Source organism: Halobium salinum (assembly GCF_026586625.1).
GTDB lineage: Archaea > Halobacteriota > Halobacteria > Halobacteriales > Haloferacaceae > Halobium > Halobium salinum.
Map to the genome: position 1 here is coordinate 455,720 of NZ_JAODIW010000010.1, position 16,389 is coordinate 472,108.

16 protein-coding genes and 1 pseudogene are annotated in these 16,389 nt (G+C 70.1%); 5 read left to right on the forward strand and 12 right to left on the reverse strand.

From position 1 onward, the window contains the following. Positions 1-59 precede the first annotated feature (59 nt). The 8 genes and pseudogenes from mnhG to N5095_RS20975 form a co-directional block, all read right to left on the reverse strand. Positions 60-368, reverse strand: a pseudogene (gene mnhG / locus N5095_RS20940) (monovalent cation/H(+) antiporter subunit G); the annotation flags it as partial. Further along, positions 365-652 carry a cation:proton antiporter gene (locus N5095_RS20945; RefSeq protein WP_267625130.1) on the reverse strand — a complete coding sequence of 96 codons (288 nt, stop codon included), beginning with the start codon at positions 650-652 and terminating at the stop codon, positions 365-367. The gene N5095_RS20945 and the pseudogene mnhG, both read right to left, overlap by 4 nt. Then, complete coding sequence (locus N5095_RS20950) at positions 649-1,779, reverse strand: monovalent cation/H+ antiporter subunit E (RefSeq protein WP_267625131.1); 1,131 nt, start codon at positions 1,777-1,779, stop codon at positions 649-651. The genes N5095_RS20945 and N5095_RS20950 overlap by 4 nt, the downstream gene beginning before the upstream one ends. Positions 1,780-2,022: 243 nt before the next feature. Beyond that, positions 2,023-2,892: a mechanosensitive ion channel family protein gene (locus N5095_RS20955; RefSeq protein WP_267625132.1), complete on the reverse strand. Its 870-nt coding sequence runs from the start codon at positions 2,890-2,892 to the stop codon at positions 2,023-2,025. Between the two features lie 221 nt (positions 2,893-3,113). Then, the gene (coaBC, locus tag N5095_RS20960) at positions 3,114-4,271 is read right to left on the reverse strand and encodes a bifunctional phosphopantothenoylcysteine decarboxylase/phosphopantothenate--cysteine ligase CoaBC (RefSeq protein ID WP_267625133.1); all 1,158 of its coding nucleotides are present in this window, start codon (positions 4,269-4,271) and stop codon (positions 3,114-3,116) included. Between the two features lie 92 nt (positions 4,272-4,363). Then, a complete protein-coding gene (locus N5095_RS20965; protein WP_267625134.1) occupies positions 4,364-5,347 on the reverse strand; it encodes a DUF7351 domain-containing protein in 984 nt (327 codons plus the stop codon). Positions 5,348-5,429: 82 nt separating this feature from the next. Continuing rightward, complete coding sequence (locus N5095_RS20970; protein WP_267625135.1) at positions 5,430-5,750, reverse strand: DNA-binding protein; 321 nt, start codon at positions 5,748-5,750, stop codon at positions 5,430-5,432. Continuing rightward, positions 5,747-7,225, reverse strand: coding sequence for a hypothetical protein (locus N5095_RS20975; RefSeq protein WP_267625136.1), 1,479 nt, complete (start codon positions 7,223-7,225; stop codon positions 5,747-5,749). Before N5095_RS20975 ends, N5095_RS20970 begins: the two co-directional genes overlap by 4 nt. A 147-nt stretch (positions 7,226-7,372) precedes the next feature. Between N5095_RS20975 and N5095_RS20980 the strand changes: the two genes are divergently transcribed. Next, entirely contained in the window at positions 7,373-8,233 is an 861-nt protein-coding gene (locus tag N5095_RS20980; protein WP_267625137.1) for a cytochrome c oxidase subunit 3, read from the forward strand. Between the two features lie 16 nt (positions 8,234-8,249). Here the strand turns inward: N5095_RS20980 and N5095_RS20985 are convergent, their stop codons facing one another. Both N5095_RS20985 and N5095_RS20990 read right to left on the reverse strand, forming a co-directional pair. Beyond that, complete coding sequence (locus N5095_RS20985) at positions 8,250-8,543, reverse strand: CDGSH iron-sulfur domain-containing protein (protein WP_267625138.1); 294 nt, start codon at positions 8,541-8,543, stop codon at positions 8,250-8,252. Between the two features lie 95 nt (positions 8,544-8,638). After that, positions 8,639-9,004 (reverse strand): hypothetical protein, encoded by a 366-nt coding sequence (locus N5095_RS20990; RefSeq protein ID WP_267625139.1) that lies wholly within the window; start codon positions 9,002-9,004, stop codon positions 8,639-8,641. A gap of 112 nt (positions 9,005-9,116) precedes the next feature. Between N5095_RS20990 and N5095_RS20995 the strand changes: the two genes are divergently transcribed. Beyond that, positions 9,117-10,745 carry a potassium channel family protein gene (locus N5095_RS20995; protein WP_267625140.1) on the forward strand — a complete coding sequence of 543 codons (1,629 nt, stop codon included), beginning with the start codon at positions 9,117-9,119 and terminating at the stop codon, positions 10,743-10,745. Positions 10,746-10,993: 248 nt separating this feature from the next. On the opposite strand, the gene N5095_RS21000 is transcribed toward N5095_RS20995, so the two are convergent. Next, on the reverse strand, positions 10,994-11,587 hold the full coding sequence (locus N5095_RS21000; RefSeq protein ID WP_267625141.1) for a DUF998 domain-containing protein: 594 nt from the start codon (positions 11,585-11,587) through the stop codon (positions 10,994-10,996). Positions 11,588-11,680: 93 nt separating this feature from the next. Here N5095_RS21000 and N5095_RS21005 point away from each other — a divergent pair, with 93 nt between their 5' ends. Continuing rightward, a complete protein-coding gene (locus N5095_RS21005; protein ID WP_267625142.1) occupies positions 11,681-14,053 on the forward strand; it encodes a DUF7527 domain-containing protein in 2,373 nt (790 codons plus the stop codon). Positions 14,054-14,204: 151 nt separating this feature from the next. Here N5095_RS21005 and N5095_RS21010 read toward each other — a convergent pair whose 3' ends face one another. After that, positions 14,205-14,510: a hypothetical protein gene (locus tag N5095_RS21010; RefSeq protein ID WP_267625143.1), complete on the reverse strand. Its 306-nt coding sequence runs from the start codon at positions 14,508-14,510 to the stop codon at positions 14,205-14,207. A 267-nt stretch (positions 14,511-14,777) separates the two neighbouring features. On the opposite strand from N5095_RS21010, the gene N5095_RS21015 reads away from it, so the two are divergent. Together N5095_RS21015 and N5095_RS21020 are read left to right on the forward strand one after the other, a co-directional pair. Beyond that, a complete protein-coding gene (locus N5095_RS21015) occupies positions 14,778-16,112 on the forward strand; it encodes an adenylosuccinate synthase (protein WP_267625144.1) in 1,335 nt (444 codons plus the stop codon). Between the two features lie 51 nt (positions 16,113-16,163). Further along, positions 16,164-16,370, forward strand: a complete 207-nt coding sequence (locus tag N5095_RS21020; protein WP_267625145.1) for a hypothetical protein — start codon at positions 16,164-16,166, stop codon at positions 16,368-16,370. Positions 16,371-16,389 lie beyond the last annotated feature (19 nt).

The following is a 16,389-nucleotide window of genomic DNA, read 5'->3' on the forward strand; positions in this document are numbered from 1 at the left end:
ACCGCACCCGATTCGTCGCCGTCGTCCGCGCCGAAGTCGGAGGGAGACCCCGATTCGCGCTCGGTGTCCTCGACGGTCCACGGCTCGATGCCCTGGTCGAAGGCGGCCCGCGTGATGGCGTGTGCCGCGGTCGGGTTCGTCACGAACATGAACACGAGCAGGAAGACGACCTTCGCCGTCGCGAAGTCCGCGCCGAACACGAGCGCCACGGCGGCGAAGCTGAGCACCGCGCCGAGCGTGTCGCTCTTGGACGCGGCGTGGGCCCGGGTGTAGAGGTCCGGAAGCCTGAGGAGGCCGACGACCGCGACCAACCCGAAGAACACGCCGCCGACGAGCAGGGCGACCACTCCGAGTTCGAGCGGCGTCATATGACGTCACCCCGGTCGACGGTGAACTTCGAGATGGCGATGCTCATCAGGAAGTTCAGGAGGGCGTAGACGAGCGCCACGTCGAGGAAGCCGGACTCGCCGAACGCGGCGGCCAGCAGCGCGAGGATGACGACCGTGTTCGACCCGACGACGTTGACCGCGATGACGCGGTCCTGCATCGTCGGCCCCTTCACCACGCGGTAGAGCACGACGACGGCGAACACGACGAACGCCGCGGCGGCGCCGACGAGCGCGTCGGAGAGGAACGGCGTGACCTCGGTCATTCCTCCGCCTCCTCCGCGCTCGACGTGCTGCCGGCGCGGGCTTCCTGCTCCGAGCGGACCTCCTCGGCGCCGGCCGTCGCGTCGCGCTCCTTCGGGCTGGGGATGCTCGCCGCCTCCCGGCCGTAGAAGACGAAGCGGACGGCGCGTTCGAGCGCGCCGTCGAACAGGTCGTCGCGCGAGGAGTCGGTGAGCGCGTGGATGTAGAACTCCCGCTGGCTCACCTCGACGGTGAGCGTTCCCGGCGTGAGGGTGATGCTGTTGGCGAGCGTCGTCGCCGGCAGGTCACCCCACACCGCGGCCTCGAACTGCACCATCTTCGGGTCGATGGGGAGCCGCGGGTGGAGGATGACGTACGCGAGCGAGACGTTCGCCTTCGCGATCTCCCAGAGGAGGTACGGCGTGTACACGGCCAGCCGGGCCAGTTCGCCCGGGAGCCGGCGGAAGTCCGGCTCCCCCTTCAGCACGACCGTCCCCAACACCGCCGTGACGACGCCGGCGCTTATCGCCCCGGTCACGACGTCGAACAGCCCGCTGAACCCGCCGAGGGCGAGGTAGAACAGGTACGAGGTGCCGAAGACGAGCAGGTACTTCGGCAGGCTCTCGCGTCCGACGAGCGCCCCTCGACGGGTTGCCCGCTCGACGGGCGCCTCCTCGACCGCCAGGTCGGACTTCGTCAGTTCGTACTCCAGTGGCCGCAGCATCGGCGCGTTCCCGCCGGGCTGGTACTCCGGGTCGACGACGACGCGCTCGAGGTCGTGTTCGCGCGCGTAACCGAGGAGAACCCGGGCGAAGTCCGCCGGACTGAACAGGTACTCGTCCGCACCGACGACCGCCGTCTCGACCGAGACGGCCGACGTCGCCGGCTCCTCGTCCTCTTCGTCGACGCCGAGGTCCTCGGCGGCCCACCGCTCGACGCGGCCGAGCAGCTCCTCGGCCTGTTCGAACTTTTCGACTCGCGTCGGCTCTACCGCCCGCCACAGCGCCGGATAGACGAAGTGGACGACTGCGTGCTCGCCCGACTCCTCGGCGCTCTCGCGGGCCGACCGAACGGCGTAGGCGACCGTCTTCCGGAGCGTCGACGACTCGCCGACCGGAACGAGGACGCGCACGCCCGCGTCAGTTCCCACGGTCCTTCCACCCCGTTCGACGACGGGAGGCAGGCCAACAGTCGCTCGTGCGTGTTCGACCCCTCATGCTAGCAATCGTCTGAAGCGAGTAGCTGTTGACGCAAAACTATTCTTATCTCGTTCGTCCCCGACGTGTCCGGTTCCGACGCCGGATAGTCGCCGAAAACGGCCGTCAGAGTCCGTTTCGGTTCGACCCCGGCAAATACTGTCGGCGGGTTCGCGTCGCTCGTCACAGAGTTCGTCTCACGCGTCGCCGAGTTCGTCGCCGGTGGCGACCGACCCGGTCAGTTCGAGGTAGTCCGGCGACAGCGACACCTCCTCGCGGTCGACGCGCGCCTTCACGGCCTCGCTGTAGTCCGAGTACACGTCGAGGTACTTCGGGCGGGTCGGCGAGTCGAGCCAGAACCGCGAGGTGAGCGTCACCCCCGCCGCGGTCACCTCGTCGACCGTGACGGTCGGCGACGGCTCCCGGAGGATGCGGTCGTCGGTTCGCGTCGCGTCGAGCAGGGCCTCGCGCATCGCGTCCACGTCTCCGGCGAGGTCGACGCTGTAGGGCACGTCGATGCGCAGGCGGTCCTTGACCGCGTGGTTCGTCACGACGGTGTTGGCGAGCGTCGAGTTCGGCACCGTGATGAGTTCGTTGCGGAAGGTCCGGACCCTCGTCGCCCGGAAGGAGATGTCCTCGATGATTCCCTCCTTCGACCCCCAGGCTATCCAGTCGCCGATGTTGAACTTCGGGTCGGTGATGATGAACAGCCCGCCGACGAGGTTGCCCACTACGTCCCGGGAGGCGAACCCGACCGCGAGCGTCAGCGCCGCGGCCAGCCCGCCGGTCACCGAGAGCAGCGTCTCCAGTCGCGCGAAGAACATCGCGGCGAAGAACGCGACGAAGACGACCGCGACGCGTACGGCCTTCGACGCCGGATTGCGAACCGTCGGCGTCACCCGCCGCGCCCTGAGCGCCCGGTCGGCGACCGGGACCGCGACGAGCCGTCCGACCAGATAGACGAACGTGAAGGCGACCACGAACACCGCGAGTTTCGTGAGGAAGGCGCCGTAGTCGACGCGAACGAGGAGCTCTTCGGCCGTCGGGACGCCGGAGCCGGTCTGCATCAGGCGCCGTCACCTCGTCGTGTCGGAGTCGGCGGGCGGTGGTGGTGGTCGCACATGCGACCGACTGCGACCGGTCGGGAGGTATCGGTGTCGGCCGCCGCGGACCACCCCTCGACGTCCGGGGCGTGCCCTCACTCCTCCGCGACCGCCATCAGTCGGTCGGCGGTCGGGAAGCGCCGACGAAACCCGCGTAGACCGCACACCGGGACCGAATCGGGGTCTCAACCCAGTTCGACCGCCAGCTCCTCGGCCACCCGCCCACCGAGCGCCGCTTTCGACCCCTCGAACTCGCTCGTCGCTCCCGAGCGGACGACCAGCGCCCGGGTGCCGTCGTCGCCCATCACGGAGGCGTCGTTGGCGACGACGAACGCGAGTCCCACGCGGGACAGCAGTTCACGAGCTTTTCCGACCATCGCTTCGTCGTCGCCGCCGCTCTCGGCTTTGAAGCCGACGATGGGGAGGTCGGGGCGGGCCTCCCGAATCGTGTCGACGAGCTTCGGGACGCGTTCGAGTTCGAGGGTGAGTCGGTCCTGTCCGGAGCGAATCTTCTCCGGGGCGGCCTCGACGGTGTAGTCGGAGATAGCCGCCGCCGAGACGAGCGCGTCGGCGCCGGCACAGGTCTCCTCGCAGGCGGCGAGCATCTCGGCGGCGCTCTCGACTCGGCGGGTGTCCGCGTAGTGGACCGCCGGCCCGTCGTGGACCAGCACGACCTCGGCGCCGCGGACGTGACAGGCACGGGCGACGGCTCGGCCCGTCTTCCCCGACGCGCGGTTCGAGAGCGTGCGGATGGGGTCGATTCGCTCGCTCGTCGCGCCGCTGGTGACGACGACGCGCCTGCCCGCGAGGGACTGCTCGGTCGTCGCGCGGGCGACGCCGGTGACGATGGCCGCCTCGGTCGCGATTTTGGCCTTCCCCTCCTCGATGCGCGGGTCGACGAAGTCGACCCCCCAGGACTCCACCGTCGCGATGGCCTCCGCGACGCCCGGGTGGTCGTACATCGGCTCGTGCATCGCCGGCGCGACGACGACTGGAATCCCGGCGCCGAGGGCGGTGGTGGCGCAGGTCGTGACGGGCGTGTCGTCGACTGCGGCGGCGACCTTCCCGACGGTGTTGGCCGTGGCGGGGGCGAGCAGGAGCACGTCCGCCCACCCCTCCCGACCGCAGAGTTCGACGTGTTCGACGCGACCCGTTATCTCGGTGACCACGTCGTTCTCGGTGGCGAACTCGAGCGACCAGGGGTGGACGATGCCCCGCGCGCTCCCGGTCATCACCGCGCGGACCGACGCCCCCTGCCGGCGGAGTTCGTGGGCCAGTTCGACGGTCTTCACCGCCGCGATGGAGCCGGAGACGCCGAGCGCGACGTTGACACCTTCGAGCATTGGTCTCTACCCGGGGTTGGGTTCGGTGTGGGTTAAAAGGGTACGTGTGTCGCACGGGGCGGTCGCTCCGTCGCCGACGACTTCGTCCCGCGCTACGCCCGTCGCTGTCGGGTCGTCTCGACCACGTCGACGTTCTCGTCGAAGACGAACGCCAGTTCGTCGCCGTCCTCGTGACGAAGCGTGGTCCGCACCCGGAGCGGGTCGGTCGAGACGACCGCGTGGTCGTAGTCCATTGACTCCTCGAGTTCCACGAGCCGTTCGAGCGGTACCTCGTCGGCTCCGAAGCCGCGCTCCAGACCGTGTTCGAGGGCGAAGGACTGGCCCGTCGGATGTGACGCGGCCGCGACGGTCGCGGGCCCTTGCATCTCGTTCTTACAGACGGAGCACTCGAACCGCACCAGCACCCGACTCACGCGGCCACAGTTCGGACAGGCCCGGTCGCCGTCGCGGTGGTCGTCACACACCTCGAACCGGGAGTCGACGACGCCGGAACACTCCGGACAGACGCCGGCGAGTCGCATGGCGTTTTTCTGGACCTCCTGCGTGCCGTTCGCGCGAACCACTTCCGCCGCCGTCCGTCCCGCGACTCCGGCCGGGTCGAAGTCCGTCTCCATCAGCGTTAGCTCCTCGCCGTCGGGGCCGCAGTCGGGACAGACCGCCCACAGCTTCCGGTCCTCGTAGTCGACGACCTCCGGGGAGCCACAGTGAGGACAGGGAATCTCCACGCCCTCGGTGTCGAGTTCGGGGTCGTCGACGCCGACGCCGGCGACGACGGCGCGGACGACCTTGTGGCCGGCGCCGTGGAGGGCGTACCCGGTGTCGGTCTCCTCGACGAACTCGCCCGTGACCTGTTCGAGGTGGTAGTTGAACCGCCCGCTGTCGGTGACGCCGACCCGCTCGCGCAGTTCGGTGAACGTGAGCCCGTCGTCGTCCGTGAACGGCTCGTACGCCTCCCACAGCGTCAACAGAATCGTCAGCCGAATCTCGTTGCCCAGCTTCGCGAACGCGTCCGCCGCTCGCCCGCCGACGGTCTCGGTCGCCCGCTCCGGAGCCGACGTGGTCCCCTCTCTCTGCATACTTCGGCAATCGTGAGACCCGAACAAAGTTGGACGGGGTCGACGGCGACCGACAGGGCCGACCGGTCGGCCGTCGGCCTACTCAGGCGAACACGGCGTACATGAACAGGAACCCGAAGTACAGCAGGACGAGCGCCCCGAGCGCGAGCAATCGGAACCGACGAATCTCGGCGCCTTCGCTCTCGTAGGCCTCGGCGAACGCCTCGCGCTCGGCCTCGTCGAGTCGGCCGTAGTGCTCGAGCCCTCGGTGTAGGACCAGATGCCGCTCCTCGGGGAACGGCTGGCCGCAGTGTTCACAGACGTGCGGGGTCGCGTCCGATGGTACGTCGACGGTCGGTTCGTCGCCGTCGGCGTCGTGGGGGCTCCAGGCGTCGTCCCGTCTCACCGACTCGCTCCGACTCATACGCCGTACAACCCCCCGAGGAACGGCGGTTCCGCGTACGGCTGTGAGACGATCCAGAGGCTCGTCATCGTGTACAGCACCATCACGAGCGTCACGCCGTACTGGCTCCGGACGGCCTGCATCCGCGAGGGGAAGACGTCGAACGCGGTGGCGTGGGCGACCCAGACGGCGACGAGGTGGCCGACGAGGACGGCCGTGAGTTCGAGCCCGCCGAACCACGCCGGCAACCCGGCCAGGAGCGGCGGGTTCTGCGGCGGCGACAGCGGCGCGGCGGCGACCGAGAGTACGGTCGGCGACAGCGTCAGCACGGTGGCGAGGTTGTGTGCGAGTTGGTACCCGGCGGCGATGGCCAGCAGCGAGGGGGCGAACCGTCTGGCGAGGTAGTCGCGGGTGAGGTAGGTGTCGCCGAAGCGCCGTGCGAGTTCGGCGGCACCGAAGTAGGCGACGAGGAAGCCCGCGTAGCCGACGAGGAAGACGAGGAGGTAGAGCAGGACCGCCGGGACGCCGGCACCGACGAGGACGCCCGCGATACCGGGGTTCCCGTCGGCACCGGCCCACAGCGGCGTCCCGACGAAGCCGTCGTAGGTCGTCACCCACAGGAGCGCGACGACGAAGGCGACTTCGGAGCGGTCGGTGACGAGGCGCGTCTCCGAGAGCGCCATGCCGGGGAGCCGGAACTCGACGCCGTCGTCGGTCCGACGGAAGGGGGCGACTCGGCCGTAGTACCGGAAGACGCGGGCGATGGGGTCGACCCGCTCGAACCAGGTGTCGACGCCGAAGACGGTCGTCCCGGCGAGCGTGGCGACCGTGTACCCCACGATGACCGCGGCAAGCAGGGACGGGGCGTCGGCGACTGGCGCCGTCACCTCTACCCAGATGAGCAGGAGCAGGGCGGCGACGCTCGGCCACGCGCCCCAACCGTCGGGGTAGTCGCGGTCGAGCGAGGGGAGGGGTTCGGCGAGCGTCCGCCAGGGGTTCAGCGTCGGCCACGTGTTCGCGACGAGGTACGTCGAGGCGACGTAGCCGCCCCACCAGAGGACCCAGACGACGAGGACCGCGAGGTTGCGGTAGGCGGTGTCCGGGCCGACGAAGCCGACGGCGACGGTGACCGCGAGGACGACCACCGAAAGGAGGCGGGCGACGAGCCGGACGGCCCGACCGGGGTCCGGGAGCAGGCCGCCCCAGTCGTGGACCGCGCGGACGAACCCGCGGTCGGTGACGAAGCTGGCGAGCAGGAAGGAGGCGCCGACGACGCCGCCGCCGGTCGAGAGAAAGAGCCAGGTCGGGACCGCGAGGCTGTCGCGGCTGGCGCCGCGGAGCGCCCCGCCGTGGGCGAGCGCCGGGCGGGCGAGCGCGAGGAGCGCGCTCGTGAGGAGGAGCGCGAGACCCACCCGACGGAGTCCGCGGCCGAGTCGGCGTCGGGAGGGCCGGTCCGAGTCGGCGGTCGGAGGGCGACGACGGTGTCGACCGGTCATTATCGCGCGTAGGTGGCTCCGACGGGAGTAGCTTCCGAAATGGACCGAGGGGGCGACGGGGACGACCCCGGAACGGTCCGCCGCCCCTCGGTTCCGCCGCTGTCCCGCTTAGGTGGTTTTTTGGTAGTCGGACCGCAATCGCAGGATATGAGTACGGAAGAATCTCACGACGACCACGGCCACCACCTCCCGGCCGTGGAGGACTGGCCCCGCGGGTTCGGCGAGGCCAGCTGGTGGCCCATCGTCACCGCCCTCGGTGCCACGGGCATCTACGTGGGCGCCGCGCTGTTCATCATCGGCCGTGGCGAGAACCCCATCGTCCCCTCAATTGCCGGTCCGGCGGTCGCCGTCGGCTCGGTGGGACTGTTCCTCGTCGGCCTCTACGGCTGGCTCTACCACGCCTTCGTCAAGGCGTTCTGGTCCGGCGACGCCCCCGGCCACGGCAACGGGCTCAAGTGGGGGATGGTCGCCTTCCTCGGCTCGGAGATGGGTACCTTCGGCGCCGGCTTCGGGTACTACTTCTACATCCGGGCGGGCGCGTGGCCGCCGAGCGAACTGCCGGGCCTGCTGAGTTCGCTCGTGCTCGTCAACACCGCCCTGCTGATAGCCTCCTCGTTCACGCTCCACTGGGCGCACATGAAGCTCCGCGAGGGCGACCGCGACAGCTTCGTCAAGGGGCTGTTCGCCACGCTCGTGCTCGGCACCGTGTTCATCGGCGGGCAGGTGCTCGAGTACTGGGAGTTCATCGAGGGCGAAGGGTTCACCCTCACCTCCGGCGTGTTCGCGTCGGCGTTCTACGGGCTGACGGGTCTGCACGGCCTCCACGTCTCGCTGGGCGCCGTGCTCCTGCTCATCGTGTTCGTCCGCGCACTGATGGGGCAGTACTCCGCGGACCGCGACGTCTCCGTCGAGACCGTCTCGATGTACTGGCACTTCGTCGACGCCGTCTGGATTTTCCTCGTCGTCGTGCTGTACGTCGGCGCGGTCGTCGGCGCGGCGCCGGCGTAAGCGGGCCGACCCCGGACTACTCCTTCGACTCCTCCGACCCGTTCGGTCCCTCCGACTCCTTCGGCTCCTTCGACTCCGACCCCTCCGCCTCGACGTACTCGATGGACGCCACCTCCCGACGCTCCCCGTCGACGTACTTGTACAGCCGACCCTCGGTCTCACCTTCGGTGGCGCGGTGGCTCCCGTCACAGAACGGCCGGTCGTCGCTCAGACCACAGCGACAGACCGCGATATCCCCCTTCTCGGGGTCGATGTCGCTCTCGTCCAGCCGAAGGGGGCCGTCCGCGGTGTGGGTGACCTCTCGCGTCATGATCGACCCCACGGTCTCCGGGCGGGTATAGTGTCGGCGTCCCTCTCGAAGCGGTGCCACCGGAGTCGAGCGGGCGAGACCGGTCGGCAGCCTCCCTATCGCTCCGCCGTTCCGACCGGGGGCGCGCCGAGGAAGCTCACCGCGAGCAGGACGAAGTAGGTGCACAGCCCGGCGAGCACCGCCGTCACTACCCACGTTCCGGCGGCAACGAGGAGCGCCACCCCGCCGACGAGCGCCAGCGCCGCCGCGCCGACCTGGACGACAGGTCGGTACCAGAGGCGGTGGGCGCGCTCGGGGAAGAGCAAGAAGGGGAGTTCGAGGGCGAGCGCGCCGGCGACGCCGACCGCGGCGGCGACCGGGTCGAGGAGTTCGGTGGGCTCGACGCCGAGGGCGAGGGCGGCGGCGAGGAGGCCGGCCGCGACGGTCGCCGCGAGGGCGGCGTCGCGGAGTCGGCGGTCCATGCCGGCCGTTACACCGCGGTCGGGTAGTCGTTTCCGGGAGCGTCTTCGGCCCCGCGCCGGACCCGGTGGGTACGACACCTTTACCGCACGCCCCTCCCAGGTCCGGACGTAAATGTCGGACACGACGCGGCGCGCCGGGCTGTACGTCGCGCTCGCGCTCGGGGTGATGCTCGCGTACGCGTTCGTCTACCAGTGGGCGCTGGCGACGTTCGCCGGCGAGAGCATCTCGTACATCATGGCGCTGCACTTGGTCGTGGAGACGTTCACGACGACGGGGTACGGCGAGCAGACCCAGTTCTGGGACCACCCGGCCCTGTTCCTCCTCAACATCGTGATGATGCTCACGGGAGTCGTGCTCATCTTCCTCACCCTGCCGCTGTTCATCGTCCCGCTCGTCGAGGAGACGCTGGCGACCGACCCGCCGGAGGCGGTCGACATGGCGGACCACGTCATCGTCTGTACCTTCACCCCGCGCGGGAGCGCGCTCGTCGCCGAACTCGACGCGATGGACCGGTCGTACGTCGTCGTCGAGAAGGACCGCGAACGCGCCCGAGAGCTGTACGAGGACGGGTACAGCGTCGTCCACGGCGACCCCGAGACTATCGAGACGCTCGAAAACGCGTCCGTGGGGGACGCCGTTGCGCTCGTCGCCGACGACACCGACGAGCGAAACGCGTCCATCGTGCTAGCCGCGAAAGAGTGTGCGAGTGACCTCCACGTGGTGAGTCTCATCGAGGACGCCGACGTGGCGGACTACCACACGTACGCCGGCGCCGACAAGGTCGTCTCCCCCCGTCGCCTGCTCGGCGAGCGTCTCGCGGGCAAGGCGACCACGGCCGTCGCCTCCTCGCTCGGCGACGCCGTGGAGATCGGCGACGACTTCGAAATCGCCGAGATGCTCGTCCACCGCGGGAGTCCGCTCATCGGCACCACCATCGCCGACAGCGGTATCGCGGAGATGGTCGGCGCCAACGTCATCGGCGCGTGGTTCCGCGGGGAGTTCGTCTCTCCACCTGACCCAGGTGACACCATCGACGAACACACCATCCTGCTCGTATCCGGTCGGGAGGCCCAACTCGACCGTCTGAAAGAGCTCACGCTCTCCGAGACCCGTCGCCGCCGGCGCGGCCGAGTCGTCGTCGCCGGCTACGGCGAGGTGGGCGAGACCGCCGCCGACGCGCTGTCGACCGCGGACGTTCCGGTCGTGGGCGTCGACTGGCAGGAGAAGGCCGGCGTCGACGTGGTCGGCGACGTGACCGACCGCGAGACGCTGGAAGAGGCCGGCGTCGACCGCGCACGCAGTATCATCGTCGCCCTCGCCGACGACACGACGACCATCTTCACGACGCTCGTCGTCAAGCAGTTGGCTCCGGACGTGGAGGTCATCGCCCGCGCCAACGAACCGGAGAGCGTCGCGAAGCTCTACCGCGCCGGCGCCGAGTACGTCCTCGCGCTGGCCACCGTCTCGGGTCGGATGCTCGCCTCCAGCCTGCTCGACGAGGAGGTCATCACCCCCGACGCGCAGGTGGAGGTGGTCCGCACCGAGGCGCCGAACCTCGTCGGGCGGAGCCTCGCGGAGGCCGACGTACGCGCGCGGACGAACTGCACCGTCATCGCCGTCGAGCGGGACGACGAGCTACTCACCGAGGTCGGGCCGGACTTCGTCGTCCGCGAGGGCGACTCGCTCATCGTCGCCGGCACGGACGGGGATATGAACCGGTTCAACGAGTTGGCGGGGTAGTGTCGAAATGGTGTTCGTGCTGCCTGTGTTCTCCGAGAGGTGTGTCCAGAAGACGGAGATTTCGTGTCCTACGGAAGCCCCCGGCCGCTCGCTGAGCGAGGCGACGCAAGGACCGCAGGGAGCGGAGCGACTGAGGACCGCAGCGAGCCGCAGCCAGCGAGCGGCCGGCCCCTTCCGAATTCCCACCCGATGTCGGTTGCCTGCTCGGTCGCCACGGCGTGGACGACAGGTGTGTCTCCCAGCCGCCATTACTCGGCGGTCGTCGCCGCCGTCTCCCGCTCCTTCCGCCCCCACAGCGCGATGGGACTCAGTAGCAGCACCCAGACGCCGAACAGCGCGGCGCCGACGATTTCGGGCACGGCGAGGCCGCCGGGGACGTAGCCGAGAATCCAACCGACCCAGACGACGACGTGGACGCCGGCCTGTCGGAGCGCGACGCTCCCCGTCGTCGTGTCCCGTCTCGCCAGTCCGTCGAGGACCATCGTCACGGTGAGGAGGAGGAAGAACGCGACGGCCACCGGGACGTGGAGCGGCTGGTCCGAGGGGAAGACGCCGACCAGACCCATGGCGACGGCGGCGAGCGCCAAGGAGGCGGCGGCGGCGCGTGAGAGCGGTTCGGGGTCGGCGTCCCACAGGACGGCGGTGTAGGGGAGCGCGAGCAGGCCGCCGACGACGAGGCCGCCGTTGAACAGGAGCGCCGTCGCGGGCGCCACCCCGAGGTCCGAGAGGGCGCTCGACCCCCACGCGAACGTCGGGGAGACGAGGGTGGCGGCGAGGATGGCCGACAGCGTGACCAGCGGGGCGGCGAAGCCGGAGAGCAGGGCGGCGGCGTGTCGATGCACGGCCGAACCTCACGGGGCGTCGACACGTATCTTTCGTCTGACCCCCCTCCGCGTCGAAACGTATTTGACTCGGTTGTCGACAAGTACGGTCAAATGAGAGACCAGACAGAACAGGCGGTCACCGGGTGGGGCGGGGAGCCGTTCTCGGGGGGGTACGCCGGGCTCCACGAGCTCGCCGACCGCGAGTTCACCGGCGCCGTCTCCGCGGGAGCGACGTGGGCGTTCCTACTCAACGGGAAGGTCGTCAAGGTCGTCGACGGCACCATCGAGGCGTTCGAGGGCGCGAGCGGCACCGCCTACGCGGCGCCGGACCCGGCGCTCCCGCTCCTGTACGCGATGCAGGAGGAGGGCGGCGACGTGCGCGCACAGTACTACACGAACGACACGCCGCTGTCGGAGGTCGACGGGACGCTCTCCTCGGGCGGGTTCACCGGCTACATCGAGCTGTCCGAGAACGTCCTCTCGGGCGACTACTACGTCGTCTACTACGGCGGCAAGTCGATGAGCGTGGCCTACGTCGGCAACAGCCGGAACCTCGTCGCCGGCGACGAGGCGTTCGAACGCGCCGACGACGAGGTCGGCATCTACGAGGTCCGCGAGGTGCCCATCAGCATCGTCGACGTCCCCGAACCCGAGGCTGACGCCGCAGGGGCCGCGGGGGCCGGGAGGACCGACCCGGCCGACGCGAGTGACCCGACAGACCCGACAGACACGACCGACGACGACTCGCCGACCGGTGCCGCCGGTACCGCGGGTGCGGCGGGGGCGGCGGGCGGAGCCGGCGCCGGCGTCTCCTTCGACGGGGAGGAGGCGGGCGAGACCGACCCCGGAGAGGCCGACGCAGTCGGGGCGGGCGAGACGGCGGGCACGACCGACGCGGCCGACGCGGGCGGCCGTGACCCCCTCGCGAGCGAGGGAACCCCGTCCGACGGAGAGGACCCAGGGACGGGCGCCGAGAGCGACACCGCGACGGCGAGGTCCGGGGACGTCGAGTCGAGTCCCGGAGCGCCGGGCGAGACGCCGGCCGAACCGTCCGAGGCCGCCGACGCCGACTCGGCCGACGACACCACCCCCGCTGGCACGGGTGGGACCACCGGGACCGCGGGCGCGGCCGGTACGAGCGGGCCGGCCGATACGGCCGAGAGGAGCGCTTCGAGCGATGCGGCCGGCGGCCCCGGCGGCGCCGGTTCCGCCGGTCGAAACGGCGTCCGGACGCCGCCGGACGAGAACCCCTTCGCGGAGGAGGCGGAGTGGCGCGAGGCGACCTCCATCCCGGCGCTCGACCCGAAGGAGAGCGCGCCGCCGACGGACGCGTCGGAGTCGAGTGGTCGGAGCGGCGGAGCGGCCGCGAAGTCCCGCGACCCGCGCGGTGCATCCGACGCGCCGTCCGACGGCTCGTCGGGAGGGTCGTCCGCTACGCCCCCGTCCCCCGAGCGACGCGCCGCCGGTCGGGCGAGTCGGTCGCGCGCCGGGGCGGACGAGTCGACGGACGGCGAGGCGGCCGAACTCCGCGAACGCCTCGAGTCGGTCCGCGCCGAGCGCGACGAGGCCGAGCGCCTGCGAGAGGAGACCGCCGACGAGCGCGACCGCTACCGCGAGGAGGCGACGCGATTGGGCCAGCGCGTCGAGGAACTGGAGGCCGAGGTCGACCGCCTCGAGGCCGAACTCGCCGACGCGCGGGCGGCGGGCGGAGCGGGCGGGGCGGCGGCTGGTGCGGCGGGCGGCGCCGCCGGCGGGGAGCCGATTCCGGCCGAGCGCGCGCTCCGCGAGACCAACCTCTTCATCCGGTACGACACGAAGAGCGGCGGGACCCTGGAGAAGGCGCACGCGGGCGACGCGACGCGCGAAGAGGTGAACGGGAACCTGCGCATCGAACACCACACCCGGTTCGACGCCGAGACGGCGACCGTCGACGGCCGACCGTTCGAGGCGTTCCTCCACGATACCATCGAGTTCGGATTCGTCGACTGGGTCGTCGGTGACCTGCTGTACGAAATCGGCGAGACCGGCAACCAGAACGCGCTGGGTGACCTCTTCGACGCCATCCCGAAGGTCGACCGCGCGGAACTCGACGGCGAGGTCACCCTCAGCTACGAGGAGGAGGGCGAGGAACAGCGCGAGCGGGAGACGTTCGACGTGGTGTTCCGCGACCGGATGGGGAACCCGCTCCTCGTCGCCGACGTGAACGACTCGCGGGACCCGGCGACGGAGGAGATGATGGTGTCGCTCCTCGAACGCGCGAACCGTCTCAAGGAGTCGAGCGACACGCTCGGCGGCGCGTTCTCGGTGACGGCGAGCTACTTCGACCCGGGCGCTCTGGAGACGGCGACGGACGCCACGGGCGGCGGCCTGTTCAGCCGCGGGAAACAGCGGAGCTTCGTGCGACTGTCGCGAAAGCGCGGCTACCACCTCGGGCTCGTAGAGACCCGCGAGGGGAACTTCCACCTCAACGTGCCCGAACTCTGAGCGGGGCGGTCGCGACCGGTCGCCGCTGCTCGCCGACCCCGGTAGGCGGCTTCCGGGCTACCGACGTAACTGGCTACTGGCTCTCCGGACGGCGACCGCATCGGCTCGGGGCGGAAACGAGGGCGAAAACGACTACTTCGGTCGAACGGGGTTAGGACTCGATTTCCGCCGCGTCGTCGATCCGCATCGAGGAGAGTTTCTCGTTGATGTCGTCGAGTTTTCCGTCGAGCTCCTCGACGAACTCGCTCGTGCGCTCGGTCGTAATAGCGCCCTGACTGGACGGCTCGATGAGGTTCTCCTCTTCGAGCACGCGCAGGGAGTAGCGCACCTTGTGGTGCGGGTAGCCAGTCTCGTTCGACATCTTCACGATACCGATGGGTTCGTTCTCGATGACCATCTTCAGCACCTGCAAGTGGCGTTCGAGCATATCCACTTCCTTCTCGAGTCGGTCAATCATGCCATTTGTTACCTTGTGTCCGGAGTTTTTAAAGGTTGCTGTCCGCCGAGGAGAGGTGACCGCCCGCTATCGATTCGCCACTTCGTCGTGAGGGTAGTTATCAATTCGGGTTTCGGACCGTCGTCCCGACCGGGGAACGTCGTCCGGGCTGATGCACGGAACTGGGTACCCTCGTCGATTCGATATATCACATGGGCACGCCCGTGTACATCTCGTCGGCCGCGACCGTAACCGGTTTCACCCGGCGCTCGGAACGACCCCCCGGACATGACCGTAACAATCGTCGGGTCCCAACTCGGCGACGAGGGCAAGGGTGCCCTCGTCGACCTGTGGGGTGGGGACGCCGACGTCGTCGTCCGGTACCAGGGCGGCGACAACGCAGGCCACACCGTGGTCGAGGGTGGCGAGGAGTACAAGCTGTCGCTGGTGCCGAGCGGCGCCGTCCGCGACAAGGTGGGCGTGCTCGGTAACGGCTGCGTCGTCAACCCGCGGACACTGTTCGACGAACTGGAGGCGCTCCGCGAGCGCGGCCTCGACCCCGACGTGCGCGTCGCGAAGCGCGCCCACGTCATCCTCCCGTACCACCGCCGCCTCGACGGTATCGAGGAGGAGGCGAAGGCCGACTCGGGTGTGAAGGTCGGCACCACCGGGCGCGGCATCGGCCCGACCTACGAGGACAAGGCTGGGCGCCGCGGCGTGCGCGTCGGCGACCTCCTCGACGAGGACGTGCTCAGAGAGCGCCTCGAGTACGCCGTCTCCCAGAAGCGAGCCATCATCGAGGACGTGTACGGGCTGGAGGCCGGCGAGGAGTGCGACGTGGACGCCCTCCACGAGGAGTTCGCCGAAATCGGCCGCCGGCTCGAAGAGGAGGGGATGGTCGTCGACTGCGGGGACTTCCTCCACCGCCGTCGCGAGGCGGGCGACTCGCTCATGTTCGAGGGCGCACAGGGGACGCTCATCGACGTCGACCACGGCAACTACCCCTACGTCACCTCCTCGAACCCGACCGCCGGCGCCGCCGCGGTCGGCTCGGGCGTCGGTCCGACGGTCGTCGGGAGGGGCGAGGTCGTCGGTATCGTGAAGGCGTACCTCTCCCGTGTCGGCGAGGGACCGCTCCCCACGGAACTCGACGGCGACGACCGCGAGGAGGAGCTCGCCGACTTCATCCGCGAGAAGGGTGGCGAGTTCGGTACCGTCACCGGTCGCCCGCGTCGCATCGGCTGGCTCGACGCCCCGATGCTGCGCCACGCCGCCCGCACGAGCGGGTTCACCGGCGTCGCCGTCAACCACCTCGACGTACTCGCCGACCTGGAGGAGCTGTTCGTCGCCGACACCTACGAGCTCGACGGCGAGGAGGTCGAGACCATCCCCGCCACCACCGAGGAGTGGGCGCGCTGTGAGCCCGTCCTTCGCGAGTTCGACACGTGGTCCGAGGTCGACTGGAGCGAGGTCGCCGAGTCGGGGTACGACGCGCTCCCCGAGGCCGCCAAAGAGTATCTCGACTACGTCAGCGACGTGGTCGACGCCCCCGTCTACGCCGTCGGCGTCGGCCCCGACCGCGAGCAGACGGTCCACGTCGAGAACCCGTTCGACCGGTCCTGAACCGGCCCCCGAACGACACCCTTTTTTCTCCCCGTCCGGCGCGTTCACCCGATGGAGCCGTTGCTCGCCCTCCTCGGCGTGAACCTCGTCGTCCTCGGCGCCTACGTGAGCGCCTACTCGGAGTCGATACTGGAGCGACGGTACGCGCGGCATCCGAGCGGCGCGGGGCCGACGCCGACTGCCATCCGCGGGACCCGCGCGGCGGGGGTGGGACTGCTGGTCGTCGGTGCGGCGCTCGTCGTCGTCGGACTGTGGTGAGTTCGGTGCCGACAGCCGT